This window comes from Pseudomonas sp. GL-R-26 (assembly GCF_019947365.1).
Classification (GTDB): domain Bacteria; phylum Pseudomonadota; class Gammaproteobacteria; order Pseudomonadales; family Pseudomonadaceae; genus Aquipseudomonas.
Genome location: NZ_JAGYGI010000028.1, coordinates 1 through 26,199, shown reverse-complemented (window position 1 = coordinate 26,199; position 26,199 = coordinate 1). Strand labels below are relative to the sequence as shown.

General features: G+C 59.7%; 27 protein-coding genes, 1 tRNA gene and 3 pseudogenes. 10 read left to right on the top strand and 21 right to left on the bottom strand.

Annotated elements, in window-relative coordinates; all coding sequences use genetic code 11:
* Window positions 1-252: 252 nt before the first annotated feature.
* Window positions 253-329, top strand: a tRNA-Arg gene (locus KGA96_RS23850).
* 84 nt (window positions 330-413) lie between these two features.
* Here KGA96_RS23850 and KGA96_RS23845 read toward each other — a convergent pair.
* Entirely contained in the window at window positions 414-563 is a 150-nt protein-coding gene (locus tag KGA96_RS23845; protein WP_185754783.1) for a hypothetical protein, read from the bottom strand.
* Between the two features lie 212 nt (window positions 564-775).
* Between KGA96_RS23845 and KGA96_RS23840 the strand changes: the two genes are divergently transcribed.
* The 3 genes from KGA96_RS23840 to KGA96_RS23830 all read left to right on the top strand — a co-directional run bounded on the left by KGA96_RS23840 (window position 776) and on the right by KGA96_RS23830 (window position 2,217).
* Complete coding sequence (locus KGA96_RS23840) at window positions 776-1,285, top strand: hypothetical protein (RefSeq protein ID WP_046040710.1); 510 nt, start codon at window positions 776-778, stop codon at window positions 1,283-1,285.
* Window positions 1,286-1,295: 10 nt separating this feature from the next.
* On the top strand, window positions 1,296-1,826 hold the full coding sequence (locus KGA96_RS23835; RefSeq protein ID WP_046040708.1) for a DUF5384 family protein: 531 nt from the start codon (window positions 1,296-1,298) through the stop codon (window positions 1,824-1,826).
* Between the two features lie 61 nt (window positions 1,827-1,887).
* On the top strand, window positions 1,888-2,217 hold the full coding sequence (locus KGA96_RS23830) for a hypothetical protein (protein ID WP_223465406.1): 330 nt from the start codon (window positions 1,888-1,890) through the stop codon (window positions 2,215-2,217).
* 77 nt (window positions 2,218-2,294) lie between these two features.
* On the opposite strand, the gene KGA96_RS23825 is transcribed toward KGA96_RS23830, so the two are convergent.
* Window positions 2,295-2,564 carry a hypothetical protein gene (locus KGA96_RS23825; RefSeq protein ID WP_223465407.1) on the bottom strand — a complete coding sequence of 90 codons (270 nt, stop codon included), beginning with the start codon at window positions 2,562-2,564 and terminating at the stop codon, window positions 2,295-2,297.
* Window positions 2,565-2,620: 56 nt separating this feature from the next.
* Window positions 2,621-3,181 (bottom strand): YbhB/YbcL family Raf kinase inhibitor-like protein, encoded by a 561-nt coding sequence (locus KGA96_RS23820; protein ID WP_223465408.1) that lies wholly within the window; start codon window positions 3,179-3,181, stop codon window positions 2,621-2,623.
* Between the two features lie 140 nt (window positions 3,182-3,321).
* Here KGA96_RS23820 and KGA96_RS23815 point away from each other — a divergent pair, with 140 nt between their 5' ends.
* Window positions 3,322-4,851, top strand: a complete 1,530-nt coding sequence (locus KGA96_RS23815) for an FAD-dependent oxidoreductase (RefSeq protein ID WP_223465409.1) — start codon at window positions 3,322-3,324, stop codon at window positions 4,849-4,851.
* Between the two features lie 72 nt (window positions 4,852-4,923).
* Here KGA96_RS23815 and KGA96_RS23810 read toward each other — a convergent pair whose 3' ends face one another.
* From KGA96_RS23810 to KGA96_RS23760, 11 genes and pseudogenes are all read right to left on the bottom strand, one after another.
* Entirely contained in the window at window positions 4,924-6,429 is a 1,506-nt protein-coding gene (locus KGA96_RS23810) for a YdgA family protein (RefSeq protein ID WP_046040699.1), read from the bottom strand.
* A 238-nt stretch (window positions 6,430-6,667) separates the two neighbouring features.
* Window positions 6,668-7,303, bottom strand: coding sequence for a hypothetical protein (locus tag KGA96_RS23805; protein ID WP_046040698.1), 636 nt, complete (start codon window positions 7,301-7,303; stop codon window positions 6,668-6,670).
* A 92-nt stretch (window positions 7,304-7,395) separates the two neighbouring features.
* Entirely contained in the window at window positions 7,396-8,844 is a 1,449-nt protein-coding gene (locus KGA96_RS23800) for an efflux transporter outer membrane subunit (RefSeq protein ID WP_223465410.1), read from the bottom strand.
* Complete coding sequence (locus KGA96_RS23795) at window positions 8,841-9,728, bottom strand: HlyD family secretion protein (RefSeq protein WP_046040694.1); 888 nt, start codon at window positions 9,726-9,728, stop codon at window positions 8,841-8,843. The genes KGA96_RS23800 and KGA96_RS23795 overlap by 4 nt, the downstream gene beginning before the upstream one ends.
* Window positions 9,725-9,934 carry a DUF1656 domain-containing protein gene (locus KGA96_RS23790; RefSeq protein WP_046040693.1) on the bottom strand — a complete coding sequence of 70 codons (210 nt, stop codon included), beginning with the start codon at window positions 9,932-9,934 and terminating at the stop codon, window positions 9,725-9,727. Before KGA96_RS23790 ends, KGA96_RS23795 begins: the two co-directional genes overlap by 4 nt.
* Window positions 9,931-12,003: an FUSC family protein gene (locus KGA96_RS23785; RefSeq protein WP_046040692.1), complete on the bottom strand. Its 2,073-nt coding sequence runs from the start codon at window positions 12,001-12,003 to the stop codon at window positions 9,931-9,933. Before KGA96_RS23785 ends, KGA96_RS23790 begins: the two co-directional genes overlap by 4 nt.
* The gene (locus KGA96_RS23780) at window positions 12,000-12,428 is read right to left on the bottom strand and encodes a MarR family winged helix-turn-helix transcriptional regulator (protein WP_046040691.1); all 429 of its coding nucleotides are present in this window, start codon (window positions 12,426-12,428) and stop codon (window positions 12,000-12,002) included. Before KGA96_RS23780 ends, KGA96_RS23785 begins: the two co-directional genes overlap by 4 nt.
* Window positions 12,429-12,560: 132 nt before the next feature.
* Window positions 12,561-12,842, bottom strand: a pseudogene (locus KGA96_RS23775) (type II toxin-antitoxin system RelE family toxin).
* Complete coding sequence (locus KGA96_RS23770; protein WP_046040690.1) at window positions 12,832-13,077, bottom strand: type II toxin-antitoxin system prevent-host-death family antitoxin; 246 nt, start codon at window positions 13,075-13,077, stop codon at window positions 12,832-12,834. The pseudogene KGA96_RS23775 and the gene KGA96_RS23770 overlap by 11 nt, the downstream one beginning before the upstream one ends.
* Before the next feature lie 82 nt (window positions 13,078-13,159).
* Window positions 13,160-13,405 carry a DUF2789 domain-containing protein gene (locus KGA96_RS23765; RefSeq protein WP_046040688.1) on the bottom strand — a complete coding sequence of 82 codons (246 nt, stop codon included), beginning with the start codon at window positions 13,403-13,405 and terminating at the stop codon, window positions 13,160-13,162.
* Between the two features lie 131 nt (window positions 13,406-13,536).
* Window positions 13,537-13,998, bottom strand: coding sequence for an aminoacyl-tRNA deacylase (locus tag KGA96_RS23760; protein WP_046040686.1), 462 nt, complete (start codon window positions 13,996-13,998; stop codon window positions 13,537-13,539).
* A 199-nt stretch (window positions 13,999-14,197) separates the two neighbouring features.
* Between KGA96_RS23760 and KGA96_RS23755 the strand changes: the two genes are divergently transcribed.
* Both KGA96_RS23755 and KGA96_RS23750 read left to right on the top strand, forming a co-directional pair.
* The gene (locus KGA96_RS23755; protein WP_185754782.1) at window positions 14,198-14,731 is read left to right on the top strand and encodes an NfeD family protein; all 534 of its coding nucleotides are present in this window, start codon (window positions 14,198-14,200) and stop codon (window positions 14,729-14,731) included.
* 2 nt (window positions 14,732-14,733) lie between these two features.
* A complete protein-coding gene (locus KGA96_RS23750) occupies window positions 14,734-15,492 on the top strand; it encodes a slipin family protein (protein ID WP_046040683.1) in 759 nt (252 codons plus the stop codon).
* 18 nt (window positions 15,493-15,510) lie between these two features.
* On the opposite strand, the gene KGA96_RS23745 is transcribed toward KGA96_RS23750, so the two are convergent.
* The 5 genes from KGA96_RS23745 to KGA96_RS23725 all read right to left on the bottom strand — a co-directional run bounded on the left by KGA96_RS23745 (window position 15,511) and on the right by KGA96_RS23725 (window position 22,514).
* Window positions 15,511-17,094, bottom strand: a complete 1,584-nt coding sequence (locus tag KGA96_RS23745; RefSeq protein WP_046040682.1) for a glycosyltransferase family 39 protein — start codon at window positions 17,092-17,094, stop codon at window positions 15,511-15,513.
* 117 nt (window positions 17,095-17,211) lie between these two features.
* Complete coding sequence (locus tag KGA96_RS23740; protein WP_046040679.1) at window positions 17,212-18,813, bottom strand: efflux transporter outer membrane subunit; 1,602 nt, start codon at window positions 18,811-18,813, stop codon at window positions 17,212-17,214.
* Window positions 18,810-19,880 carry an HlyD family secretion protein gene (locus KGA96_RS23735; protein ID WP_046040677.1) on the bottom strand — a complete coding sequence of 357 codons (1,071 nt, stop codon included), beginning with the start codon at window positions 19,878-19,880 and terminating at the stop codon, window positions 18,810-18,812. Before KGA96_RS23735 ends, KGA96_RS23740 begins: the two co-directional genes overlap by 4 nt.
* Before the next feature lie 26 nt (window positions 19,881-19,906).
* A complete protein-coding gene (locus KGA96_RS23730; RefSeq protein ID WP_046040675.1) occupies window positions 19,907-21,439 on the bottom strand; it encodes an MFS transporter in 1,533 nt (510 codons plus the stop codon).
* A gap of 145 nt (window positions 21,440-21,584) precedes the next feature.
* Window positions 21,585-22,514, bottom strand: coding sequence for a LysR family transcriptional regulator (locus KGA96_RS23725; protein ID WP_223515152.1), 930 nt, complete (start codon window positions 22,512-22,514; stop codon window positions 21,585-21,587).
* Window positions 22,515-22,698: 184 nt separating this feature from the next.
* Between KGA96_RS23725 and KGA96_RS23720 the strand changes: the two genes are divergently transcribed.
* Window positions 22,699-23,550 carry an RHS repeat-associated core domain-containing protein gene (locus tag KGA96_RS23720; RefSeq protein WP_223465416.1) on the top strand — a complete coding sequence of 284 codons (852 nt, stop codon included), beginning with the start codon at window positions 22,699-22,701 and terminating at the stop codon, window positions 23,548-23,550.
* Window positions 23,551-23,580: 30 nt separating this feature from the next.
* The gene (locus KGA96_RS23715) at window positions 23,581-24,591 is read left to right on the top strand and encodes an RHS repeat-associated core domain-containing protein (protein WP_223465417.1); all 1,011 of its coding nucleotides are present in this window, start codon (window positions 23,581-23,583) and stop codon (window positions 24,589-24,591) included.
* 50 nt (window positions 24,592-24,641) lie between these two features.
* Here KGA96_RS23715 and KGA96_RS23710 read toward each other — a convergent pair.
* A pseudogene (locus tag KGA96_RS23710) lies at window positions 24,642-24,788 on the bottom strand (ABC transporter permease); the annotation flags it as partial.
* A gap of 147 nt (window positions 24,789-24,935) precedes the next feature.
* On the opposite strand from KGA96_RS23710, the gene KGA96_RS23705 reads away from it, so the two are divergent.
* Window positions 24,936-26,006 (top strand): RHS repeat-associated core domain-containing protein, encoded by a 1,071-nt coding sequence (locus KGA96_RS23705; protein ID WP_223465418.1) that lies wholly within the window; start codon window positions 24,936-24,938, stop codon window positions 26,004-26,006.
* Between the two features lie 30 nt (window positions 26,007-26,036).
* Here KGA96_RS23705 and KGA96_RS23700 read toward each other — a convergent pair.
* Window positions 26,037-26,199 (bottom strand): annotated as a pseudogene (locus KGA96_RS23700) (ABC transporter permease); the annotation flags it as partial.

The window sequence follows — 26,199 nt, the reverse complement described above, 5'->3', positions numbered from 1 at the left end:
CTGAAGCACATAAATAGCGCACTGATTCAAATCGTGCGGTTCAGCACCCAGACAAGAGCGTTTGAAATCTCAAACGAATCCTAGGATCAAAGGGGGTAAAGGACAATAGGCTGTTCGAAAAAAAGAACGAAAACGACGCTTTTGCCTATTTTTTCTGATCAACGTAGCAAACGCGCGTTACAGCTTTAAAAAAACGCAGGCGATTCAGCAGCATGGACGCCCGCAGTGCATATGCGTATCATGGCGCCCGCTGCACCAGTAGCTCAGCTGGATAGAGTACTGCCCTCCGAAGGCAGGGGTCGTGGGTTCGAATCCCGCCTGGTGCACCATACGTTGTAGCGAGAAAGCCTCAGGTCTTATGGGTCTGGGGCTTTTTTGTGGGTGTTGTTTTTAGGAAACTCATGCCCCCCCGTTCAACGGTTGCTGATAGTCGCCGCACCGAAGTGGCCGACCACTAAAATCACGAACAGCCAGGCCAGCAGCGAATGCAGCCTCCCGAGGCTGGCCACCCCGCCGATATCCATGCCGTTCCTGGCGACCATCTGCTGGTCGAAGACTTTCAACCCTTAGCCGTTACCGAGCATCAGGAAAATGCCAGTGATCGGCATCAGCAGCAGGCTGCGGGCTTTGAAACTGCCTAAAGCACCTAATCCACATCCTCTCCAAAGTTTCCTTGGCCTTATCTTCTTGAGTTTGATTAAAATGATGGCACATTGCCTCAAATCACAATGGATTGTCCCTTTCGGGATTTCTTACGCTCATAGAGATATTAGAAATGATGATGTTAAAACGCTGCCTGGTGCTTTCGATTGCTGCCGTTCTTGCTGGCTGCCAAACGAGTGGTGAGGAGTATCAAGCAGATGTATTCGACGCCACTCAGGTAAACACTCAGCAGGAAGCTAAAACCGTCAAAATCCTTACGATTTCGCCGAGCAAGATAAAAGTCAGCAACGAAAAGAACAAAAAAGCAGCCATGATGGCGGGCGGGGTACTGGGTCTGATCGGTGGTGCCGCACTGGGCAACACTAAAAACACTGACACGGCCATTGTCGGCGGTGTAGCCGGTGGCGCTGCAGGCGCCATGGCGGGCTCGATGGTCAATGACACCACCCTCGTACCGGGCGTGCTGATTGGTTATTCCGAAAGCGGCAAGATCTTCACTTCTGCCCAAGTGGGTCGCCCTTGTGAGTTCAAGGTTGGCGAAATATCCCTGATGGTGATGACGATCTCCAACGAAACACGCATTCAGCCGAATGCGACCTGTCCAGAACCCAAGAAAAGCTAAGGGGTCGGACATGAAACATATAGTTCTGGGCTCCGTCCTCGCACTGCTCACCATGCCGACATTGGCAGGCCAATTCGACAATCTGTATCAAATCGAACAGCAAACCAAACAGGCTGAAGCCGCCGCTGAGGCCGAACGCCTCCGTCAGGCGGCAGCCGACCGGGCACGCGAGGAAGCTCGTAGCGCTGCTGATCGTCGGCAACGGGCAGTGGCACAGCAAGCTGCGCAACAAAGGGCCCTCGAGCAGCGCAAGACACAAGAAACTGAACATAAGCGTGTTCAAACCCGTGAAGAAGGCTTCGAAGACGAATTGCGCGCACTGGACCTGGAAGAGCGCCGCCTGGCACTACAGGCCAAGCGCGCGCGCACCGCACGTGCCAACGACTACATCGATGCGGAGTTGCGTGATAGCGCGGCACGCACCGACGTGATCCAGTCTGAAGCCGACTCGGCACGCAATGTGACCTCCGGTGCCAAGTCTCTGCTGGAAGATACCGGCAAGGCTGACGTCAACCGCTCCAGCCGCTTGTTCGGCGAGTAATCTTCCTATCGATCTTCCCCGGACCCTGGTCCGGGGCATCCGTTATCAGAGATGAATTCATATGCTGCGTTTATGTACGCTGATTGCTGCGGGACTACTGCTGAGCGCCTGCTCCAAAGAAGACCCCAAAGCCCAGGTTCCAGCTGTCGACCTGCACGGACAACTGGTGGTGGATCAGGAGATGACTACCAGTCGTCAAGCCCAAGGCATCAATGGTGAATATTACAAGCGCGTCCTCACCGTTAATGGCCAAGACATGGTCTTTGCCGATTTCATCAAGCAATTTTGCTCTGACGCCAACACCCGCGACGAAACTTGCCTGAAAGCCTTTCGCATCAAGAAAATCGATGATGTCAGCGGCGCAACCAAATTTCTCCCCAATGGGCTCTGACACTAGCAAGTACGCCAGACACAGCACATAAGGGCTTTTACCTGGACCCACAAAAAAACCGCCGAAGCGGTTTTTTTTCATTCTGTAGTCCAGTCGAACTCGTCGTACTCATCATCGTCCTCGTCGTCCTCGAAAATCTCCTCTTCAAGGTCGTCGTCTTCAACCACGTCTTCTTCCGGCTGGTTCAGCAGAAAATCCTTGCGACTCTCGGTAATTGCTCGCCGCAGTTCCTCGCCCTTTTGTGGGCAGTTGAGCATTTGGGCGATGCGGTCGATTTTTTTTGCCACGGCATCCTCCAACGCATCGGCTATAGCCTGATAGTGCGCGCTTTCGGGGGTGGATGCCAAATCCCCGGAATGCCGCGCACTTCAGTTTTCTGCAAATCCGCTGGGACGATCAGCCTTCAGCGGTGATAGCGCCGCACCACGCTGCTGTTTCTCAGGACGTGGCCTTTGATTTTTTCCAGCAGCTGCGCGCGGGTCAGGCCGGCGGGCAAGGCGTCCGGGGGCAGGTCCAGGGCGTAGATCTGGATGATGTAGTGGTGCGCGCTGTCGCCAACGGGCGGGCAAGGGCCGATGTAGCCGGTGGTTGCCTTGCTGTTGGTACCGCCGACGCCTTCGAGGCCGGGTTTGCTACCGGCGCCGGCCGGGATCTGGTGGGTGACAGCCTTGATGCCGTAGTGCACCCACTGATCGACACCCTGGCCTTTCTGGCCGTCAGGGTCGTGCATGACGATGGCGTAGCTTTGGGTGGCTGCCGGGCCGGCGTTCCAGTTCAATGCCGGGGAAATATTATGTCCGCCACAACCTGCGGAGTCGCTGGCGGCGGCGGACGTGAACAGACGGTCATCGGAGACGCCGGGAATGTTCAGGGTGAAACGTTCCTGGGCCTGCGCCGGAAACTGCACGCAAAGGGCGACTGCCAAGGCCGCGAGCCAAGGGTTCATTGAGGTCAATCGGGGCATACCGGAGCACCTTGTGCGTGTTGGGCCGTCGTCGGCGTGCAAACTATAGCCGGACCGTTCACGTCGTGGCAGGGGGGAATTGGCTGAACCTCGCGATAAGTACCAGACTCATAAGTGAAACGTCTGTCTGGAGAGCGATCATGACTCTGCATCGCGTTGCGCGTGTCGCCAATGTGCCCGAAGACCGGGGTCTGGAAGTGCAGGTCCGGGACAGCAAAATTCTGCTGTTGCGGACCGGCGATCAACTGCGCGCTTATCAGGCCGAATGCCCGCATGCCGGAGCCCCGCTGGCGGACGGGGCGATATGTCTTGGGCGCCTGACCTGTCCGTGGCACAAGGCGCAGTTTCGGATCGAGGATGGCGGGCTGTGTGAGCCGCCAGCCCTGGACAGCCTCAAGCGCTATCCCCTCGAAGTCCGTGACGGCGACATCTGGGTCGGCGACCAGCCGATGCCGGGTGCCCACCCGCCACCGGCCGACGATTCACGAACCTTCATCATTGTCGGCGCTGGCGCGGCAGGCACGGCGGCGGCAGCGTGTTTGCGCGAGAAAGGTTTCGGCGGCCGATTGCTGTTGATCGACCACGAAGCCGATGCCGGATACGACCGCACCGCGCTGAGCAAGTACGTGATCGCCGGGGAGATGCCTCTGGACGAAGTCCCGCCGCTACGCGACAAGGACTTTTACCGCGAGCAGCGGATCGAGCGCCTGCGAGGCGAAGTTGCAAGCCTGGATACGCCAAACCACACGCTGCGGCTGACTGACGGCCAATCATTGACCTACGACGCCGCACTGCTGGCCACCGGCGGCGTGCCTAACACACTGACGCTGCCCGGCGCCAACCTGCCGCAAGTGTTCGTCCTACGCTCCAAAGCCCATGCGCAGCAGATTCTCGACAGCGCCAGCGCCGGCCAGCGGGTGGTGATCATCGGTGACAGTTTCATTGCCATGGAGTCCGCCTCGTCCCTGCGCCAGCTTGGCCTGCACGTGACCGTGCTGGCCCGCCACGAAGTACCGTTTGCCAAACAGTTCGGTGACACGGTCGGCAAGGCCATTCGCGCGCGACATGAAGCCAATGGCGTCGTGTTTCATACCCAGGGCAATGCGGTACAGATCGAAGGGACGGACAAGGTCGAGGCCGTGCGCCTGGACAACGGCCAACGCCTGGCGGCCGATCTGGTGTTGGTCGGCATTGGCGTCACGCCAGCCACAGCAGCCTTTACCGGGTTGCCGAAGGAGCAGGATCACTCGCTGCGTGTCGATGGCGCAATGCGCGTGACCGACAGCCTTTGGGCGGCTGGCGATATCGCCACGTTCCCGCTGAACAACCAATACCTGCGCATCGAACACTGGCGACTGGCCCAACAGCAGGCGCGGATCGCCGCGGCCAATATGCTGGGCGGTGACGAGCATTACCTCGACGTGCCGTATTTCTGGACCTGGCATTTCGGTAAAACCTACGACTACCTCGGGCACGCCGAGGCCTGGGACGAAGTCGAGTTCAAGGGCGACCCTTACGATCCGCCGTTCATAGGCCTGTTCGGAAAAAACGGCGTGGTGTCGGCGGCGGTAGCCTGCGAGATGGACCGGGCCATGGCGATGCTCGCCGAGCGGATGAAACAATCCTTGCCATGGGAAGAGGCATGGCGCCTGATCCGTGACGTCCCCTAGACATGCCGGACAGCAAAACGCCCGGCGCCTGCGCGATGCAGAGGCCGGGCGTTGCAGGGTTAACAGCCGCCGTTATTCAGTGGCACTGGCATCTGCGAACTTGCTCATCACAAAACTGGCAAACTCTTCGACGGTCATTTTCTGGCCGTTGAAGTCCACCTGATTGTTGGCGTAACGCAAGTTGGTGACGATGTTGTTGCCGTCCAGTTTTGCCAGTTGGCTACCGACCGCCATGCTGCTGAACATGTCCGCGGTGGCGGTGGCCTGGTCGGCAATCAGCTTGGCGTCGGTCTGACCGTCGATTTGCGACTGCACGGTGAGCACATCGACCAACATGGCTTTGGACACTTGCAGCTTGAAGTCCAGCAGCGCGATCAACTGCCTGACCAACTGATCGGTTGGCAGATCGATGGCTTGTGGCTTGGTCAGGTCGAGCACCATGTTGGCGCGGCTCTCACCGTTGGCGGTGTTGAACGACAGGTTTTCCAGGGCCACTTGTGGTCCGGCCGCCAGCAGTTTTTCCAGGCTGGACTTGAGCAGCGCCTCTTCGGCTTCGGTCAGTTTCAGCTCTGGTGCCGGCAGGCCGGCCGCCGTTGCTTCGGCCGCCGCCCTTTCATACGGCTGCAGTTTGGTCTGGTAAACCTGCATCAATGACAAGGTCGCCGGAATGTCGAGGTTCTTCAGGCTCATGGCCAGCGCACCGGAACCGATGGTCTTGCCGTTGAAAGACACGTCACCGACCTTGTAGTCGGCACGTCCGGAGGCGTTGCTGCCCTTTTCTTCAGTCAGGTTCTTCATTTCGAACTTCTTGAAGTCCAGCACCGACTGCTTGACGCCGAAAGTCGATTTGCCGCTGGCCAATTCAACGACGTTCTCGCCAGTGTAGAAACCGTAAGTACTTTTTGTCAGGTTGCTGGCCAGGGTCAGGCCGTTCAACTCAACCTGCACCGGCGCCTGGTCTTCGGACACGGTGGTCACCTTCAGGCTGTCCATGTAGCCGTTGGCCTTGACCTTCTGCGCCTTGGCGCTGGCGTCGATGTCCATGCTCAGGCCGGAGAACTTCATGCTCGACTTGTCATCCAGGGCCATTTCCAACGGCTGCAACTCGAAGGTGCCATTGGTAGCGTTGTCGTAGCCGATATTGACCACGCCGGTCAGCGGGGACTTGTCCTTGGCAGCGGCAAACCACTTCTCGGTGAGCGGGGTCTTTTCCAGCTCGTAGTGACTGGTCGCCAGGACCGGCAGCCATTTGAGCGACATCAGGCGCGAGAACGGCAACGGGCCGTGTTCGATGTGATCGACAAACAGCAACTCGACCGGCGCTTCGCCGAACATTTCGCCTTCGCCCTTGAGGCGATAGTGCGCGGTGCTGCTGAACACATGACGCTCCAGCGACACCAGTTCCAGCGACGCGGTGCCGTTGGAGCCGACCATCGCCGCCTGCAATTCCTTGTTGGCATCAGCGATCGAGGTGTTCAGCACACCTTCGATTTTGGTGCCGGTGAACCAGGCTCCGCCTGCGCTGATGGCACCGATTGCGACAACAATTCCCAGTAGCACGCCTGCTGATTTATTCATGTATGACCCGTTCAATGTCCGTTGTTGAAAGTGAGGTCGTCTTCCCTGAACCCATGACGGGTTGCGGCTCGACTGCGCTGAAAGTGAATTGCAGATTAGCACCGGGCGCGACGAACGGCTCAATGTTTAAAGGTGAAAGAGTGTCTTTGGGGGTGGTGACACGGTTGGAGATATTCGCAGTCAATGCATTCGCCATCGCGAGCAGGCTCGCGATGGCGATCGAACAGCCAATATCAACTCAAGAGTATTGGACCTCGATCTCATCCAACTGATGATCAAAACTTTTGAGCCGCGCAGTCCAGGTGTACACCAGCACTTCGAAGTCGCGGTTGATCACCGCCCCGCCCGTCACTTCCGAACGCGGGTCGCAGACGTCCAGTTGATAGCGTTCGCGGGCCATGGCCGTGGCGACATCCGCCAGTTCCCGGGCATTGCTGAGCCAGTGCCGACCGTCGTCAGCCACCTGCCGATCCAGCGCCAGACACTGTTTTTTCAGGCTCTCGAGGCTTTTTTCCAGCGGAGTGCCGGTCAATTCGCCCATGACTTCCTGAAAGGTGCGCCCCGGTTGCCAGTAACTGCCCCAGAAATAACGGTCGAACACCGTTTCGACACGACGCAGCGCCACCTTGGTGTCCCAGATCAGGACCAGGGTCTTGCCTTGTTCGAGTTGTCTTTTCTTGATGCGTTGGTTCTGGACCGAGGCCCAGGCCACCACCGCAATGGACATCACGGCAATCAGCGCGGCGGCACTGTCGAGGAACGCCAGAGCCTTGTCGATCTGGTGGGCCAGCATGATGCCGTAGAAATAGGTGGCCGACAGCAGCACCAACGCCACGATGGCGCACCAGAAGCCGAGAGCATAAGGGTTTTTCATTATTGGTTTCCCCCTGAACTGCGCGAGCCTTGTGCGAAGAAAGAGCGCTTTGCACGGGGCGCCCTCCAACTCTTCAAAGCATAGCAACGGCCTCAGGGTTTGCCGGAGTTCGACGCTTGCGTTCGTCCGCTTTCCCAACCGCCGCCCAAGGCGAGGAACAAATCGATCTGACTGGCGGCAACCTGGGTGTTCGCGGCCGCCAGTTGCGCCGTGACGTCGATGTAGGTGCGGGTGGCTTGCAGGTCCGCCAGGAACGAGGCGCGGCCGGCCTGGAAGAAGCGGTGGGTCTGGTCGGCTGCCAGTTTTGCCGATTGCTCGGCATCGGCCAGTGCGTCGCGGCGCTGCAGCAATGCCGTGTACTGGGCCAGGCCGGTCTGGGTTTCGCGAATGGCGTTGAGCACCACCCCGTCGAAATGCGCCAGGGTCGCCTGGGTAACCGCTTCGGCTTCGCGGATGCGCGCCCGGGCGCCGTTGGTCGGCACGTTCCAGGTCAGCGACGGACCGAAGCCCCAGCGGTTGGTAGACGGGTCGCCGAGATCGTCCAGGATACCGACGGTACCGATGGTCGCGCCGATGCTGATGTTCGGGTACAGCTCGCCCGTAGCGACGCCGATACCGGCCGTCGCGGTCGCCAGTCGACGTTCGGCCTGCCGTACATCGGGACGGCGCTTGAGCAACGCGGCGCCATCGCCCACCGGGATCAATTGCGCGATTTTTGGCAGCTCGTCACAGGTGGCGGTGCCAGCCGGCAACTGGTCCACCGGCTTGGCCAGCAACATCGACAAACGATACAGCCCGGCCTGACGTGCGGCTTCATAGCGCGGCATGTCGGCGCGCAGGGATTTGAATTGGGTCTGCGAACGGGTGACCTGGGTTTCGTCGCCTCGCCCGGCATCGCGCAGGCGCTGGATCAGCGTGGTGCTCTGGGCTTGCAGGTCGAGGGAGTGCTGGGCGATTTCCCGCTCTTCATTGGCTGCACACACTTGTGTGTAGGCGCGAACCACGTCGGCCACCACGGTGATGCGTGCAGTATCGGCGGCGGCCTGCGTCGCATCGGCATTGGCCTTGGCCGCTTCGATACCGCGTTGCAAGGTGCCGAACAGGTCGAACTGGTACGACGCACTGATGCCGATATCGCCGATGTTGGCCACCGGCACTTTTTCCGGTATCAGGAAGGCCTGGCCGGACTCCTGCAAACGCTGGGCGCCCATTTTCACGCCGCCGCTCCAGCCACCTGCCGCTTCGGCCTCATCGACCTGAGCGCGGGATCGCGACAGGCTGGCCGCCGCCACGCGCAAATCGGTGTTGGAGGCCATGGCCTGCTGCACCAATTGGTCGAGTCGCGGATCCTTGTACAAGCGCCACCAATCGGCCGGCACCGGCGCGGAAACCACCGTTTTACCGTCGACCGCCAGATCGCCCTGCAAGTCTGGACGATGGACAGCCGCCTCTTCAGGCAAATGATAATCCGGCCCAACCATCTGACACGCCGACAGCAGCAAGCCTAATCCGGCGACCGCCAAACCCGAGGCCTTGCTCATTGCGCCGGCTCCCGTTTCTGATCGTCGATGATCGATACCGTGGCGGTGCGCCCGGCGATCATGCGGAAATCTTCCGGCACGTCGTCGAAGGCGATCCGCACCGGAATCCGCTGGGCCAACCGCACCCAGCTGAACGCCGGATTGACGTTGGGCAGCAGGTTGTTGCCGCTGGTGCGGTCGCGGTCTTCGATGCCGGCGACGATGCTCTCCACATGCCCACGCAAGCGCGCATTGTCGCCGATCACCCGGATGTCGACGCTTTGCCCGATATGGATGCCGTTCAGTTTGGTTTCTTCGAAATAGCCATCGATATGGAACGAGTTGCTGTCGACCACCGACAACACCGGACGCCCGGCGCTGACGAACTCCTGGGCCCGTGGCGCGCGATCGTTGACGTAGCCGTCCACCGGGCTGCGGATCACCGAGCGGTCGAGGTTGAGCTGCGCGCTGTCCACCGCCACCTGGGCTTCCATCAAGGCCACTTGGGCGCGGGCCACTTTCGACTGGCTTTCTTCCAGTTGCTCACCCGGCACCAGGTTGCCAAGCCCCTTGTTCCGCTTGGCCTCGCGCTGGGCCTGGGCCAGGGTTTCCTCGCGGTCAGCGACTGCCGCTTTCGCCTGGCGCAGGGCCAGTTTGAAGCGGTCAGGATCGATGCTGAACAGCACCTGGCCACGCTTGACCAACTGGTTGTCGCGCACCTCCACTTCCTGAATCAGCCCGGAGACATCCGGCGCGATTTGCACGATGTCGGCACGGATGTGCCCGTCGCGGGTCCAGGGCGCGAACATGTAATACATCACCATGCGCCAGACCACGACAACGGCGAAGCTCACGATCAGCAGGGTCAACACCACGCGACCCAGGGTTAGAAACGGTTTTTTCATGTCATCAGGTATCGACTGAGTGAGTCCACGGCGCCAAGCAGCAAGGCGTAGAGGGCCACGTTGAACAATGCCCGGTGCCAGACCAGACGGTAAAAGTGCAGGCGCGTCAGCACCCCGTGCACCAACAGGTACAACACATACGTAATGCCCATCAGCACCAGCAGCGTGGGCAGGAACACCCCGCTCATATCCAGGTCACCGATCATAAAGGCGCTCCATCAATGCCATGGGGAAGCGGCTCTTCGGGCTCGGCGGAGCCGACGAATTCAACGCCGGGCAACAGTGCCAGGCGCAGGCCGCTCAGGGCGTGCAGAAGATGCCGACGGGTTTCGTCATCACCGGCACCGCTGAGGGCACGGCGCGTGCGGTCGAGGGTCATCAGCAACGGGCTCGGTGCCTGCAGGCGTTCACCGGCCTTGAGACAGGCCTTGAAGTACTCGCCCACCTCGGCCACCACCTGACGCAGCAGCACCTGCGGCACACCAAGGACCCGCGGCGTATAAGCGAGCAGGTCCAACAGATTCAGCGCCACCCGCACTTCCCGCAGCGCCACGCCGGAGTCCTGGCCGGTCATGGCCAGGCGCGGCAGATGCTGCATCAACCGATCGAGCATCCGTATGCCCAGAAGCCGATGCTCAGACAACGTGGCCGGCTCGGAGAGGCTGACGATGTCACGCCAGCTGAAACGGGTCAGGCGCTTGGCCGCCAGTTCGGCACCGAACGGCCGGGCAATCAGGGTCCAGATGAACGCGAACAGCAAACCCATGGGGCCGGCCAGGTTGGAGTTGGCGAAACTGAGGAAGTCCGCGTCGTAAGCGCCCTGAATGCTGATGAAGGACGAGGTGTTGACCAGAGTCAGCAGCATGCCCAGGTAAAACTGCGGCTTGACCGTCAGGGTGCCGATGCAAATGAACGGCACGGCAAACGCCAGCACCAGCATCGGAAAGTCATGCAGGTTGGGCAGCACCAGAAACAGATAAAGGCTGGCGAACACCACCGACATCGCAGTCCAGAAAAAGAACCGGTAAATCTGCGGCGCCGGGTCGTCCATCGAGGCAAAGAAACTGCACGCCACCGCCGCCAGGATCACGGCGCTGCCGCCATCGGTCCAGCCGAGCAGAATCCACAGCACCGAAGCGACGATAATCGCGGTGACGGTGGACGCCGCGGAATAAAACATCAGGCCGCGATCCAGGAACGGGGATAGCCGTCCCAGCCGCCAGTGCCGATACACCGCGCGCCAGCTGTCCTGGCTTTCGCACTGGATGGCGTATTGCAGGCTGCGGCAGTCCTGCCACAAATCGATCCACTCGCCGAGTCGGTAAATGGCGTTGGAGAACAGCAGTTGCTTGCGGTCATCCAGCGCTTCGGGAGCCGGTTGCAGGGCCTCAAGTTGATCCTTCAAGGCTTGCCAGCGGTCGAGATCGGCATCCTTGTGCTCGAGCCATTCGGTGGTGGCGGCCAGCAAGGGTGCGAACTTGTCCACAAGCTCCGGGGTGCGCCGTTCCAGGGCGTAAAGCGCGTCGTCGAGGGCATCGATCACTGGCAGCAGGTGAATCATCCGTCCGCGCAATTCCTTGGTGTTACGCACTGTCTGCGGACGCGAGCCTTCGTGGGGCAACTGACCGATCATCAGCTCCAGGGAGTTGAACGTGGCGACCATCGACGCGCGCAACGCACTGACTTCTTCAGGCTGCACGTTGCGGCTAAGGAAACGCAGGCTGTAGGTCGATGCATCGGTAAACCATTTGCTCACCGAATCATTGAACACCGGCGCCAGGCGCCGGGGCCAGAACATCGCACCGACCACCGCCGCCACGGCGATGCCCAGAAAGATTTCCTCGGTCCGCGCTTCGGCCACGTCCCATACGCCGAGCGGGTTGTTCACCACTGGCAGGGCGATCAACGGCAAGGTGTAACCGGCGAGCATCAAGGCGTAGTTGTTGGCCGTGCGCAAATGCAGGGACAGAAACAGCAGAGTCCCGGTCCACAGCGCGATCACCACCACCAGCACGTAAGGGCTCTGCACGAACATCGGCACGAACAAAACCGCCGCCGCAGCGCCGATAAAGGTGCCGACCGCCCGGTACAGCGCCTTGGAACTGGTGGGGCCGAGAAACGGACTGGAAACGATGTACACCGTGGCCATCGCCCAGTACGGACGCGGCATTTGCATGAGCAGGGCGATGTACAGCGCGATCATTGATGCGGCGAAAGTGCGGACTCCGTAGAACCAGTCCCGCGCCGGGGGCATGCCCGAGAAAAATCCGTTCAAGAGTTGGCCACCGATGGCGGCGTGGCCGCTTCAAATGCTCTCAGTACCCGCAGCGTAGCCTCCAGATCACTCTGGTCAATGCCTTCCAGGACTTCGTGGCGCAAGCGCACCAGCTCCACTTCGACCGCCTGCACCAGCTCCCGACCGGTTTCGGTCAGGCTCAGGCATTTGGCGCGGCGGTCCTGTGCATCTTCGGTGCGGCAGACGTAGCCGCCATGGCACAACTGATCGAGCAGGCGCACCAGCGACGGACTCTCCATCCCTGCTGCCTGGGCCACCGTCACCTGGCGCACACCCTCGCCCAGACGCCCGATCATCAACAGCGGAACGGCGCAGGCTTCGGAGATTCCATAGTTGGCCAGCGTGGTCTGGCAGATTTTGCGCCAATGCCTGGCGGCCACCACCATGGCGCTGCTGATGTTCATCTGGAGAACGTCGAGGTTATTCGGCACGAGGGACAATACACACTGTTAGTTTGCTAACTATCAATATTGCATTGGAGGGGATTTTCCGTCAAGTTTTGAAACAAATACGTAACAGCGACCTGCCAAGAGCCATCAACGTTTCTTGGCTCGCTCATACACTTGACTGCGTTCGCGCTTTCCTACAGCAACGACAGAAACGACGACGCGCTCATCTATCACCTCGTAGACGAGTCGATATCCCGATGACTTCAACTTGATTTTTTAGCAGTCGGGCATGCCATGGAGTGAGTCGGAAGGGATTCGAGGCATTTCGAGCCGCTCTGCCAACTTCTTTTTGAATTGCTCACGTAGCGTGTGCCCCAGCTTGTCCCATTCCTTGCGTGCAGACGGCAGAAATTCGAGCTTATAAGTCATCCAGCGTTACCGGGATCGGTGTTTCATGACGACGAGAACGCACGATTTCCGCCAATTCCAGATCATCCAGGCGCTCCATCATGGCTTCGAACACATCGGCAGGGACCATATACCCCATGACACGATTGTGATTGAGCACTGCGACGGGCCCTCCATGGGCGCCATTCAAAACGGCAGAGGGGTTTTTCTTTAGTTCAGACACGCTGACAGCCATATCAGCCAAAACACTTTGCATAATTAAGACCTCAAATGAGGTCTTAATTCTGGTCAATTATTGTATTCAGAGCAACCTCGGTTGAGCACCGCCTATCAGTTTTCTACACCCCCCGCCCCTTCCTCAACATCACATCCAACTGATCCACCACCTCCGCCCAATCCGCGTCATCGAGTATCTCCTCACGCAGAAGCTCCGCCTGACTCGGGCTCCAGAAAAAAGCATCCGCAAGGTGCAGTTCCGGTTTGAGCGGTGAATGGGTGGCGATGAATTTATCAATGCTTTCGGCGTCGTCCGGCAGGCCGAGTTGCTTGAACAGGGATGGAAGGTTGTGGGTCGGATTTTCCATGACGAACTCCTGATTACCAATTTAGGGACCGCTGCGCGGTCATTCGCGAGCAGGCTCGCTCCCACAGGAAAATTCGTTCTCCCTGTGGGAGCGAGCCTGCTCGCGATGATGGCAGCGAAGACACCGCAGACTCAATGACTCAACTCCCGCACCTCGGCATGCGGCACCATTTTCAGAAACTCGGGCATGTCCATGCGCACCAGGTTGACGTGGTTGCCGGCCTCCAGATAGATGTCTTTCTGCCGGGTCAGCATCGGATCGATCACCACCTCCAACCCATACGACTCACCCAGCGCCGGTACGGCACCGCGTTCGCAATCATCGAACAGGTGCGCCAGGTTGCTTTCGCGGGAAACCTGCCACTCACCGCTGCTTCGGACTTTGCTCAGGTCAAGGTGACGGCTGGCGGGTAGCACGGCCATCAGGTAATGCCCATGGTGATCGTCGAGGATCACCGATTTGGCCACCCGTTCGGCAGGAATACCTGCGACCCGCGCCGTTTCAAGGCTGCTGGCCGAGTGTGGGTGGCTGACGATGTCATATTCGCATTGAGCCTTTTCCAGGCTTCGCTGCACGGTTCTTGCCATACGCATGATGCACCTCGGTGTCCGCCATGATCGCTTGCGGACGATGATTAAAGCTTGGCTTGCGTAGTAAAAGTCTAGGCCCGCCGGCGCGATCCGGCGGGAAATCCGCCCATCGGCCGACGATGACAATTGAGCAAAATTCATACAGGCCAAGGCTCAACTAAACTGTATGCAGAGCCACTCCACGACTCTCCCGGAGGGTCAAGTGATCACGCGTTGCTGTGCAGTTGCGTTGCTGTTGGCGTTGAGCGGATCGGCCGGTGCTGCCGACACGGTTGTGGTGCTGCTGCCCAACCCCGTCGGGATCTGGCTGATCACCTTCGGCATCGCGTTCCTGATCGCCGAGGCGGCCCTGCCCAATTACGGCGTGATCGGCTTGGGCGGCATCGTGATGTTCGTGATCGGTGCAGTGATCCTGTCCAATACCGAAGTGCCCGTGCCGTTGATGATCGGCCTGGGACTGATCAGCGCACTCTTGCTGATCTACCTGGTGTTTCACGCCCTGAAGACCCGACCGCGCCACACCGTCAGCGGTGATGCCGGGCTGGTCGGCAGCGAAACGCCGGTCACGTCAGTGCAACTCGGCAACGCCTATGGCGGCTGGGTTCATCTGCAAGGAGAACGATGGCAAGTGCTCAGCGCAACGCCGCTGCAACCCGGGCAACAGGTGCGGGTGGTGGGGCGCAAGGGCTTGCTGCTGCAAGTGGCCGCGGCTGACGCGGCGCCGGGCGGAGAATAGTCATGGGTTTGCAATTGGGTCTTGTCGCGCTGCTATTGTTGATCATCGCACTGGCGGGGGCGACGTTCCGCATCCTGCGCGAATACGAGCGCGGGGTGGTGTTCCAGCTCGGGCGCTTCTGGCAGGTCAAGGGCCCTGGTCTGATCCTGCTGATTCCGGTGGTCCAGCAAATGGTCAGGGTCGATTTGCGCACCGTGGTGCTGGACGTGCCGCCGCAAGACGTGATCACCCGCGACAACGTGTCGGTCAAGGTCAACGCGGTGCTGTATTTCCGCGTACTTGATCCGCAGAAGGCAATCATCCAGGTCGAGGATTTCCTGGCCGCCACCAGCCAATTGGCGCAAACCACGCTGCGGGCGGTGCTGGGTAAACACGAACTGGACGAACTGCTGGCCGAACGCGAACGCTTGAACCTGGACATCCAGCAAGTGCTCGATGCCCAGACCGACGCCTGGGGCATCAAGGTCGCCAACGTCGAGATCAAACACGTGGACCTCAACGAATCGATGATCCGCGCCATCGCCAAGCAGGCCGAAGCCGAACGGGAACGGCGAGCCAAGGTGATCCACGCCGAAGGCGAATTGCAGGCCTCGGAAAAACTCATGCAGGCCGCCGAAATGCTTGGCCGCCAACCAGGGGCCATGCAGCTGCGCTACATGCAGACCCTGAGTTCGATTGCCGGCGACAAGAGCTCGACCATCGTCTTTCCACTGCCGATCGAGTTGCTCAAGGGCATGGCGGACTTGTCGTCGAAACCATGAAGGTTGCGATGACGCCACTCATTGTCCGGTATTGCCGGACAGGTACAACCTCGCGGCAACACCGCCAGCCTTCATCTGACGAGCGATATGCCATTGCGCCGGCAACGGTGCGAACTCGTCAGGTACGTCGGCGGTACTGATCAGCCAGGTTCGTCCCGTGCCCTTGGGCAGGTCGCTCAAGTGGTCCAGATACACGTCTGGCATCGTCAAGGTACCGAAACCATAGTCGTTCGGCCGGCTCGAGGTGCCATCGGCCCGTGGTGGGGTGTAGAGCAGGGGCTGGGTACTGGTGCGGTTGTAGTAGACGTAACTCAAGTACCAGAGCATGTCACTGGTAACGATCCTGTCCCCCGGCTGAAAATGCAGGTTGACGTCTTCCACCAGGACATTGACCTGATCATGGACGTCCACCGTCGCGTTGTTTTTCAGCCCCACCAGTTCCACACCGACAAACAGGACCAGCACCGTCAGGGCCAGCACCCGGGAACCGGAGTACAAGCGGTCGATTGCCAATGCCGCCAACAGCGGCAAGCCAAGGGCATACGCGGTGAGGTAGCGCTCAATGAATATCGGCGAAAAAAACGACACCGCAAACACCAGCAGCATCGGGACAAAGGTGTAGAGCGCGAGCAACGCACTGCCGCGGAACACGCTTCGATCACGTGCCAGCGCCACCCACGCCAACAACGGCAAGGCCAGCGGCAAGGCAATAAAGACCAGTGGCGGCAGGTTCTCGCCGTCGTCCTGGGTCAGCAACGACCAGACCATCGACGGCAAGGAGTCCAGGCTGACGGGCAACTCCCAGCCAACATCGCCATTGGCCTTCAGTTGGTCCAGGTGCCGTAGCAGGTCGACGAATCCCGGCAGCCACGGCAGATACAGCGCCACGATAGCCACATTGGCCAGCCACCAGTCACCCCGCTGGATGTGCCGCAGACGATGCCCCGGCTGCACGCGGATGATCCCCAGGTACAACCAATGGCAGAGCACGCACAGGGCCGTGAAGTAATGGGTGTAAAACGCCGCGCTCATCAGCACGACATAGATCACCAGATAGCGCCGGCGCTGCGGCTTGCGGATCCAGTACACCAGCGCAATGGTTGCCCCCAGCAACCACAGCCCCAGCAGCGAATACATTCGCACTTCCTGGCTGTAGCGCACCGCCGTGGGCAGCAGGGCCAGCAGGACGCCGGCGAAGATCGCGGCACGGCGGGTGGCGAGCCGATCGACCAGCCACACACCGAGCCCGACCGAGGCGATCCCCGGCAGGGCACTGAGGCAGCGGATCGACAAAATGCCGTCGCCAAACATCGCGATCCAGCCGTGCAGCAGCATGAAGTACAGCGGCGGGTGCACGTCGTAGGCGGCGTGCAACCAGATATCAGGTATTGAATAACGGGCCAGCAGCAGGCTGGAACCCTCGTCGCCCCAAATCGCGGCAGCGGTCAGATCGTAAAAGCGCACCAGCGCGGCCAATACCAGAATCGGCACTAGCCAATGCTCTCGCGCCCAGCGGATCAACGGTTGCGCGCCCCTGGCGAAACCAGGATTGGCGTGCGGTCCCTGAGTGTCGCCCATCGGCGTTTCTCTGCGCGCCTCCATTGCCTCCCCTTGCGACGTTGAGTGAAGAGCCAGATTACTTGCGCATCACTTTAGCGCGTCAAACCGAGCAACGTCGATGCTGACCCGATAATGAAGCGATAGCCGGCGGCTGCACCGTCAGCGCTGCGCCATCTCAGCCAACGGATACACCGACTCCCAACCCCCACCCAATGCCTTGTACAACCCGACGGCCGCCAACGACACGCCCGTCGAGCTCTCGACCCACTGCTCCTGCGTCGCCAGCAACGCCCCTTGCACGGTGAGTACGGTGACGAAATCCACCACGCCCTCAACGTACTGTTGTTGCGCGGTGTCCAGAGCAATGCGGTTCTGGCGCACGGCCTCGGCCAGGCTGTCGCGGCGCAACTGACTGGCGTTGTAGGCGGTCAACTGGTCATCGATTTCATGCCAGGCACGCAGCACGGTCTGCTGATAAACGATAGCGGCTTCCTGTTGTTGCGTTTCACGCAATTGGAGCACGCCACGCAAGCGGCCGCCGTCGAACAGCGGCAAGCTGAATTGCGGGCCGATCCCGAACGAACGCGAACCCCAGGAGCCGAAATCGCTCAGCTGCATGGCCTGGGAGCCGATGTTCCCCGACAGGGTGATTCGCGGATAGAAATCGCCCTTGGCCACGCCAATGCTGGCAGTGGCGGCATGCAGCCGCGCTTCGGCCTGGCGAATGTCCGGTCGACGTTCAGCCAATTGCGAGGGCAACCCAATGGCGACCTGACGCGGCGTTTGTGGCACCGGTGCGTCTGTGGATAACTCCACCGCCAATGCCTGGGGCGGCTCGCCCATCAACAGACTCAAGGCGTTTATCAGTTGCCACTGGCGTTGCTCCAATGCGGGCAGGCGTGACTCGATGGCCGCCACTTGTGCGGCGGCTTCGGCGACATCCAGATCCGTCGCGACACCGTCAGCCAGACGCAGTTGCGAAAGTTTCAGGCTATGGCGGGCAACGTCGAGATTCTGCTCGGTGACGAGCCGGGTGTTCTGCACACCGCGCAGCTGAATGTAGTCTTGGGCGGTTTCGGCCAGCACCGACAGCAGCACGCCGCGTCGGTCGTTCTCGGCGACTTCCAGGTTGGCGTCGGCGGCTTCGGTTTCCCGCCGCACGCGGCCCCAGAAATCCAGCTCCCAGGAAGCGGAAAAACCGGCATCCCACAGGTTGAAGGCGGATTGGCCGTTGTGTCCTGACGGATCGTTCAGGCCTTCACCACTGTTGCGGTTGCGTCCGTAACGACCGCTGGCAGCCGTGTTGGGGTAGCGCTCGGCGGTGATGACCTGACGCACTGCACGACTTTGCTGCAAGCGACTGCTGGCCAGTTTCAGGTCGAGGTTGTCGGTCAGGGCGCGCTGGCTCAGGGCCGAGAGTTTCGGGTCGTGGAACACTTCCCACCAGCGCTCGGTCATCGTTTCGGTGACAGCCTGGCTGGCGGCTGCCTTTGATGGTTTCGACCATTCGGCGATTTCGGTGGCTTCGGGCTTTTGGAAATCGGGTCCTACGGTACAGCCGCTGACTGCCAGTAAGTTCAACGCCAAAACCGCAGACTGAACGAGTCTCTTGTGGCGAGGGGGCTTGTCGGAACGCCGAACCGCCCCGTTGGGTCGCGAAGCGGCCCTGGCTTTGGCGAGCGCTGCGCACTCGAACGGGGCGGTGCGGCGATCCGACAAGCCCCCTCGCCACAGGTACATATTCCGATCGAGAAAACTCATCGCTGAGTCACCTCACGCACAGACGACGCATTACTGCCGGTATCAATACTCGCCTCCACCGACATCCCCACCCGCAAGCGCTCGGCCAGCGACTGTCCCGGCTCCAGCACGATCTTCACCGGTATCCGCTGCACCACCTTGGTGAAGTTGCCGGTGGCGTTGTCCGGTTTGACTGCGGCGAACGTCACCCCGGTGGCCGGTGCAATGCTTTCGACACGACCGTTCAATGCCGCACCGCCCAGACTGTCGACGCGCACTTGCACAGCCTGCCCCGGTTGCACATCCGTCAGTTGGGTTTCCTGGAAATTGGCCATCACGTATGCCTGCGCCAGCGGCACCACCGCGAGGATTTTGCTGCCCGGAGTGACATAGGCGCCGACCCGCACCGCGCGTTCGCCGACCATGCCGTCCTGTGGCGCGACGATCCTCGTATAGGACAACTCGTAGCTGGCCATTTCCAGCTTCGCTTGCGCCCGTTTCAAGCCCCCTTCGGCTGCATCGCGCTGGGCCGTGAGGATCTCCACCTGCTTGCGTTCCGCCGCCAGTACCGCCGTGGCATTGGCCAATCGTGCCGAAGCCTGGTCGATGCGCGTTTGCGCCTGTTGCGCATTTTGCACCGTGCCCGCGCCCACCCCGGCAAGGTGGTTGTAGCGGCTCAGTTCATGCTCGGCAAAGGCCATTTCCGCCTTGGCCGAAACCACCGAGGATTGCGCCTGGGCAATCACCGACGCCTGGCGCTCAAGGGTCGCCCGGGCGTTTTGCAGTTGCGCCCTGGCCACCAGCGTTTCGGCATCGGCGGCCTCGGCGGCTGCGCGTAGATCCCGGTCATCGATCAATGCCAGCAACTGTCCGGCCGTGACCTGCTGGTTGTCCTCCACCAGCACTTGCCTGATAAACCCGGCAACCCGCGGTACGACCAGGGTGAAATCCGCCGAGACATAAGCATCGTTGGTGTTCTGCTGGGTACGCTTGCCGAACAGGCCGGGCATCGCCAGGTACAGCAACACGCCGACGGCCAATGCGGCGGCCACGGCCACCGCGACTTTCTGCTTTGCTTGAGTGTTCATAAAAACCTTCTGTAACAGTGGAGCATTCAGGTCGGTGCGCGCGGTGGATAGATCCGCGTCGGCAGCCAGAAAATCAGCAGGACCAAGGTCACGGCGACAACGGCCATGCACAGGTAAAGATCAGAGGAAGTGAGCACCACCGCTTGCTCATGCAGACGATGCGCGAGACCTGCACTGTCGTGCTCGGCCAGCGGCGAATTGCCGAGGCGGTCGACCAGCATGGTCGAGTGAAAATGCAGGCGAGCCGTGGTCAACGCCTCGATCACACCGGTAGCGATGACTGCCGACAGGCCTTTGACGGTATTGAACCAGGCCGATGCAAACGGCCCTTCCATCGGGCTGATGCTGCCGGTGGACAGCATCAGCAGCGGCAACACCGCCATGGGCTGACCGAAAATCTGCAGCCATTGCAGCACATAGAAATCATCGCGAATCCACGCGGACGTCAGTTGCGAGCCGCCGACGCACGACAGCGCCAGCATGCTCAGGCCGATGCCCAACACCCAGCGGCAATCGACCCAGCGAAAGTTGCACAGCGCCGCCACCAACGGCAGCGCAATCAATTGCGGCAGCGCCGCCAGCAGCATGATCGGCGCGGTCTGCACCGGGCGATAACCCTGGACCTGCGCCAGGTAGCTGGACGGAATAATGATCACCGCCTGCAACACCACCAGCACGCCCGCCAGGGTCAGCAGGGCGAAAGACAGGTTACGGATGCCGAGCATCTGCATCTTGAAAAACGGAATCGGCTGCGACCACTCGCCGGTCAAAAACAACACCAGCAACAACAGCCCGCCACCGAGCAGCCCGCAGATCAGGTTCGACTCGAACCAGTCCAGGCGATTGCCCTGCAGGATGCCGATCACCAGCATGCAGATGGCGGGAAAACCCAGCAGCACACCGCGCCAATTGAAGGACTTGAAGCGCTCCAGGCGCAGCGGGTCCTGGGGTAAGCCATACGCCACTGCGGCCATGGCAGTCAGGCACGGCGCGATGATTTGCCAGAAGGTCCATTGCCAGCCGACATACTCGGTCCACAGCCCGGCCAACGGCGTGCCCAGGCCCGGGCCAAATGTCGCCGTCAGGGCATAACCGGCCAGGCCATACAACTTCACATTGGCGGGCAGAAACCGCAGGGCCACGGTCATCAGCATGGGCGGCAATGCCCCGCCCGCCAGGCCTTGCAAGGTGCGCAGCAACAGCAGGCTTTCGTAATTCGGGGCGAAGGGGCACAACACACCCAGCAGGGTGAACAGGCTGATGGCGCACAAGGTGAAACGCCGCAACGAGAACGTCACCGCACACCACGGCGCAAACGCCATGGCCGCCACTGACGTCGCGGTGTAACAGGCGACCAGCCAGGTGCCTTCGTCGTAGCCGATGGCCAACGCACCGCGAATGTCGGCCAAGGCGACTTTGGTCACCATCTCGTTCAGGCCCGACACCAGCACCGCCAGCAATACGCCTACCAGGCCGATGATGATCCGCGGGCCGAAGACGGTTGGAGCGGCTGCCGTGCTGGCCGCAGCAACAGGTGCCGTGACCGTAAGGGAAGTCATGTACTGCAAGCTCCGGCGTGGAAAGACCGAAGCATTCTAGGAAGCGTGATGCCTGACGAAAATCAACTTATCAGCAGGTTATAAGTGCGTCTGACGCAACAATACAAAACCCTGTGGGAGCGAGCTTGCTCGCTCCCACAGGGGTTCAGCGGTGACTTTCAGGTTGAGCGGCCAACCACGTTTCATCGCAACACGCCTTGAGCGTTTCCCGCAGCCAGCGGTGGGCCGGATCCTTGTCGAAACGCGGATGCCAGGCCTGGGTCAGCATCAAGGTCGGCAACGGGATCGGCAGGTCGAACGAGCGCAGCTTCAGACCGAGCCGTCGCACGCTCAGCAGCGCCTCTTTGGGCACAGGCAGAATCAGGTCGGAATCGGGCAAGGCAAACATCGCCGCATGAAAGCTCGGCGCGATCACCGCCACCCGCCGCTCCAGCCCCAGGGCATTGAGCGCGGTATCGATCGGACCTCGGGCGATGCCGCGCCGGGACATGCTGATATGGGAATAACCCGCATAGCGCTCAGCCGTGATCTCATCGTCCAGCAGCGGATGATCCTCACGCACCAGACCAACGAAGTGGGTGGAAAACAGGTTCTGAATCTTCACTTCCGGGGTCAACGGCCGGGTGTTGCTGATACTCAGATCGATCCGCCCTTCGCGCAACGCCTCGTCATCGCCATCGCCTTCCGGGACGAAACGCAATTCGCAGTGCGGCGCCTGCCGGTCGAGGGTGTCGAACAGCTTGCCGCCGTAGACGCCGACAAAGAAGTCGTTGGCCCGAATACTGAAACGCCGCCGCAGCGAACTCAGCTCCACCGCATCAGCCGAACGAAACAGCAACCCGGCCTGCTCCACCACACTGCGCACCTGCTCGCGCAATTCCAGCGCCTTGGGGGTCGGCACCAGACCACGGCCGGCGCGCACCAGGATCGGATCGCCAATGGCTTCGCGGATGCGCGTCAACGTCCGGCTCATGGCCGCCGGGCTCAGGTTCATCCGCCGCGCCGCGCCCACCACACTGCCCTCGTCGAGCAAAGCATCGAGGGCGACCAACAGGTTCATGTCTGGGAGTTGCATGGTGAGCACTCGTGTCTGATCTTGGTTGAGTCAGATGCAATGCTAGCAAACATCCTCCGAATGATGCTTTGACTGTACCGGCCCAGGTGCGCGACCCGAGCCACTATCAGTTCTGATAGTTATCTAGTTGAGCTCAAGCGAGTAAAACAGTAAGCCGTATCCCACTTCCACGAAGCTCCCCGATATGAGTCAGGCCAAACCTGTTAATCAGCAGAACCCCAGCCAGCAACGCGCGACCTTGCTGGTAGTGGATCTCAAAAACTCGGTATTGATCGAAGTCGATGCGGGCAATCTTAATCTCATTGCGTACTCGCCCTACGGCCAACAATCGTCACAGCTTGGGGTCATGACGCGGCTAGGGTTTAACGGCGAACTACGTGAGGTTAAACCTGAATGGTATTTGTTGGGCAACGGGTACCGCGCTTACAACCCGCAGTTGATGCGCTTTCATAGCCCGGACAGTTTGAGTCCGTTTGGTGAGGGTGGGTTGAATGCGTACATATATTGCGGTGGGGAGCCGGTGATGAATTCAGATCCGACGGGGCAATCGATTTGGGCGTTCTCCAGAGCCTTACAGCGTCTCGCCGAACGGGTGACCAATGTTGCCACGCAAGCTGTCAGGACAACGGCCTTTGCGACAAAAAACGCAATGAACAGCACCACGAACCTTATTGGTAGCGGCGCTTCAAAGATGTCGGTCGCCTTAGGAAACACCAAAAAATCCTTCATTGCTGCCACGGTAGGGAGTGAGCCATTTCCTGTTCCGCCAAGTCGTGTAGTTTCACCTTCGAAATCGCAGATCGCTTCGCCGAACCCGATTGGAAAATTACAACGATCTAATCGGGTCAGGCAACAAAGAATGTCTTATCAAGAAAACCCCGCCGCCTCTACTTCTCGTAGTCGAACAAAAGCGGAAAAACCTCAATTCCAACCCTCTAACTACAACCACGTACAAGCGACTATTGACGCAAGAGGGCACACCTCTCTGCTGAGTAGAGTGACCGGGGAATTTGTCGCAACCATTCGTACATCTTAAAAGCACGTGACTCTCACGACGACTCCCAAAATGGCTCAGCGTAAATCCGTTGATTCAAACAACCAAACCTGGAAACGCACCGTGCTGCTGGCAACCGACCGTAGCCAATCCATCATTGGCGAAATCGTCGATGGCCAGAACCACACCATCGGCTACTCCGCATACGGCGAGCAATCCGCGCAGCAGAAAGTCGAGACACGGCTGGGGTTCAATGGCCAATTGCGTGAAGCGGATATCGGTTGGTATTTGCTGGGCAACGGCTACCGCGCCTACAACCCGCGATTGATGCGTTTTCACAGCCCGGACAGTTGGAGTCCATTTCGTGGGGGTGGGTTGAATGCGTATATGTATTGCGTGGGGGATCCGGTAAATCGGGTGGATCCGACGGGACATATCTGGCAAACCTTGATTGCCAAGGCACGTAAGCTGGCTTCGGAATTTCATTTGCCCAATTATCGGGCTGCTCCAGTACCCAAAGATATCGTGAGCATTTCAGCCGGTGCTAACGCCGCGCGCGCCATGCAACAAAACATACCGATTCAGAAAACAGATGACTTAGCCGGTTTTTTTTCCGCTGCTGAGTACGCTGCCGGCAAGAAGTCCCCACCCATCTGGACAAACGATGCAGCGGAGCGACTTAGTGGAGTCCAAGCCACGCCGTACCCGCAGCAGCCACCTGGCTTTCTTGGATCTTCTTTTGTTGCCTCTCGGCAGAAGCAGTCGCCAGGCAAAACTTGGAAAGTAAGCAGCACTGCGCATGGTTCCTCTCAATCACCGAGCGCCTCCACCAGCTCTCAATATGCCCAAAAGCCTGGCTCATCTTTTGATAAGCCTGAATCCTCACGTGAAGTTGGACTTAAACCATTATTTGAACCTAGCAGTAACAATGTTCCCGCGAACAACACTTCATCGGAGGCTTATCGACAACATGTCACTTACCAGAAATTTCATGAAGCGCAACCGCCCGGGCACCCTCCTTCCTACACTCAAGTAATGCAAGAAAAGGCGATGGAAGACATCAGAAATGGCGGCAAGAAATAGCGCCTGTTGTCCATCGGCCATGGGCAATCAAATTCATAAGCCAGACCTCATCACCGCACCATCCCCCACCGCCTAACCGTCACCCGCGCCAACGAATCAAACACCAGATTCTCCACCAGCAACCCAATCAGAATCACCACCGCAAATACCTTGTCGGCGTACAACTCATTTCGGCTCTGAAAGATGTACCACCCCAGCACGGCCCTCGGAAAAGGCCTCGTCACCCCATCCATCTGCCCCGGCCCCCAAAGCACGACTCGAACCACTATCAGTTCTGATAGTTCTCAAGCCTGGCTCAAGCGAGTAAAACCCAAGGCCTGCCCCACTTCCATGAAGCTCCCGATATGAGCCAAGCCAAACCTGATGAACCAGTCAACCGCAGCGAACCACGGGTAGTACTGCTGGCAACCGACCGTAGCCAATCCATCATTGGCGAAATCGTCGATGGCCAGACCAAAACCATCGCCTACTCAGCTTACGGTGAGCAGTCCGCGCAGCAGAGAGTCGAGACACGGCTGGGGTTCAATGGCCAACTGCGTGAAGCCAACATTGGCTGGTATTTACTGGGCAACGGCTACCGCGCCTACAACCCGCAATTGATGCGTTTTCACAGTCCGGACAGCTGGAGTCCGTTTCGTGGGGGTGGGTTGAATGCGTATATGTATTGCGTGGGGGATCCGGTGAACAGGTCGGATCCGACAGGGCATAACCCGCTGATAGCATTGGCGCTCGCAGCGAGCGACTTCAAAGCATCACTCAAGTTTCGCTTACCCAATTATCGGACCGGAGGGCCACTTCCCATAATCGATACGACGGTTGCTGCCAATGCTGCACGCACCCTGCAACAACACATACCGATTCAGAAAACAAAAGACTTAGACGGTATTTTTTCCGCCACCGGGTACCTTGCCGGCCCCAAGTCCCTGCCCCGCTGGACAAACGACGCAGCTGAGCTACATAGCGGAGTCCAGGCCACGCCGTACCCGCAGCAGCCACCCGGTTTTCCTGGATCTTCCTTTTTTGCCTCGCCTCAAGGGTCATCGGGTGGGCGTGTACCACGAGCGACAAACTCGAACGCCCCTCGTCAGGCCGGTAGCAGCGCAGGTCGAAAGCCGACTAACTCTGAAGGACTACCGACCTACAACCAGGCAAAGTCTGGCGGCATGCTCTCGAATAAAGACACTTTAGCTGCGGGGCTCAACCCTCAGGAATATAAGGTCTATCACATGGAACAGCGGCCACCACAGTATGAAAACCTCAATATTGCAGCACCTCATCCGGCACCGGTTGTTCAGCAGGTTCCCGTTCAGCCATTGCCAGCCGCAGAGGTTGTAAACAGAAATGCACAGGTGCGGCGTGGCCAAACGCTGAGGAGAACTAATGCCCATGACCGTCGCTGGAATCCAGGAACCTGATTGCATTTGCCAACGCGCCATTAACAATTTTTACCGCACCATCCCCCACCGCCTAACTGTCACCCGCTCCAACGAATCAAACACCAGATTCTCCACCAGCAACCCAATCAGAATCACCACCGCCAACCCGGCAAACACCTTGTCGGTGTACAGCTCATTGCGATTCTGAAAGATGTACCACCCCAGCCCACCC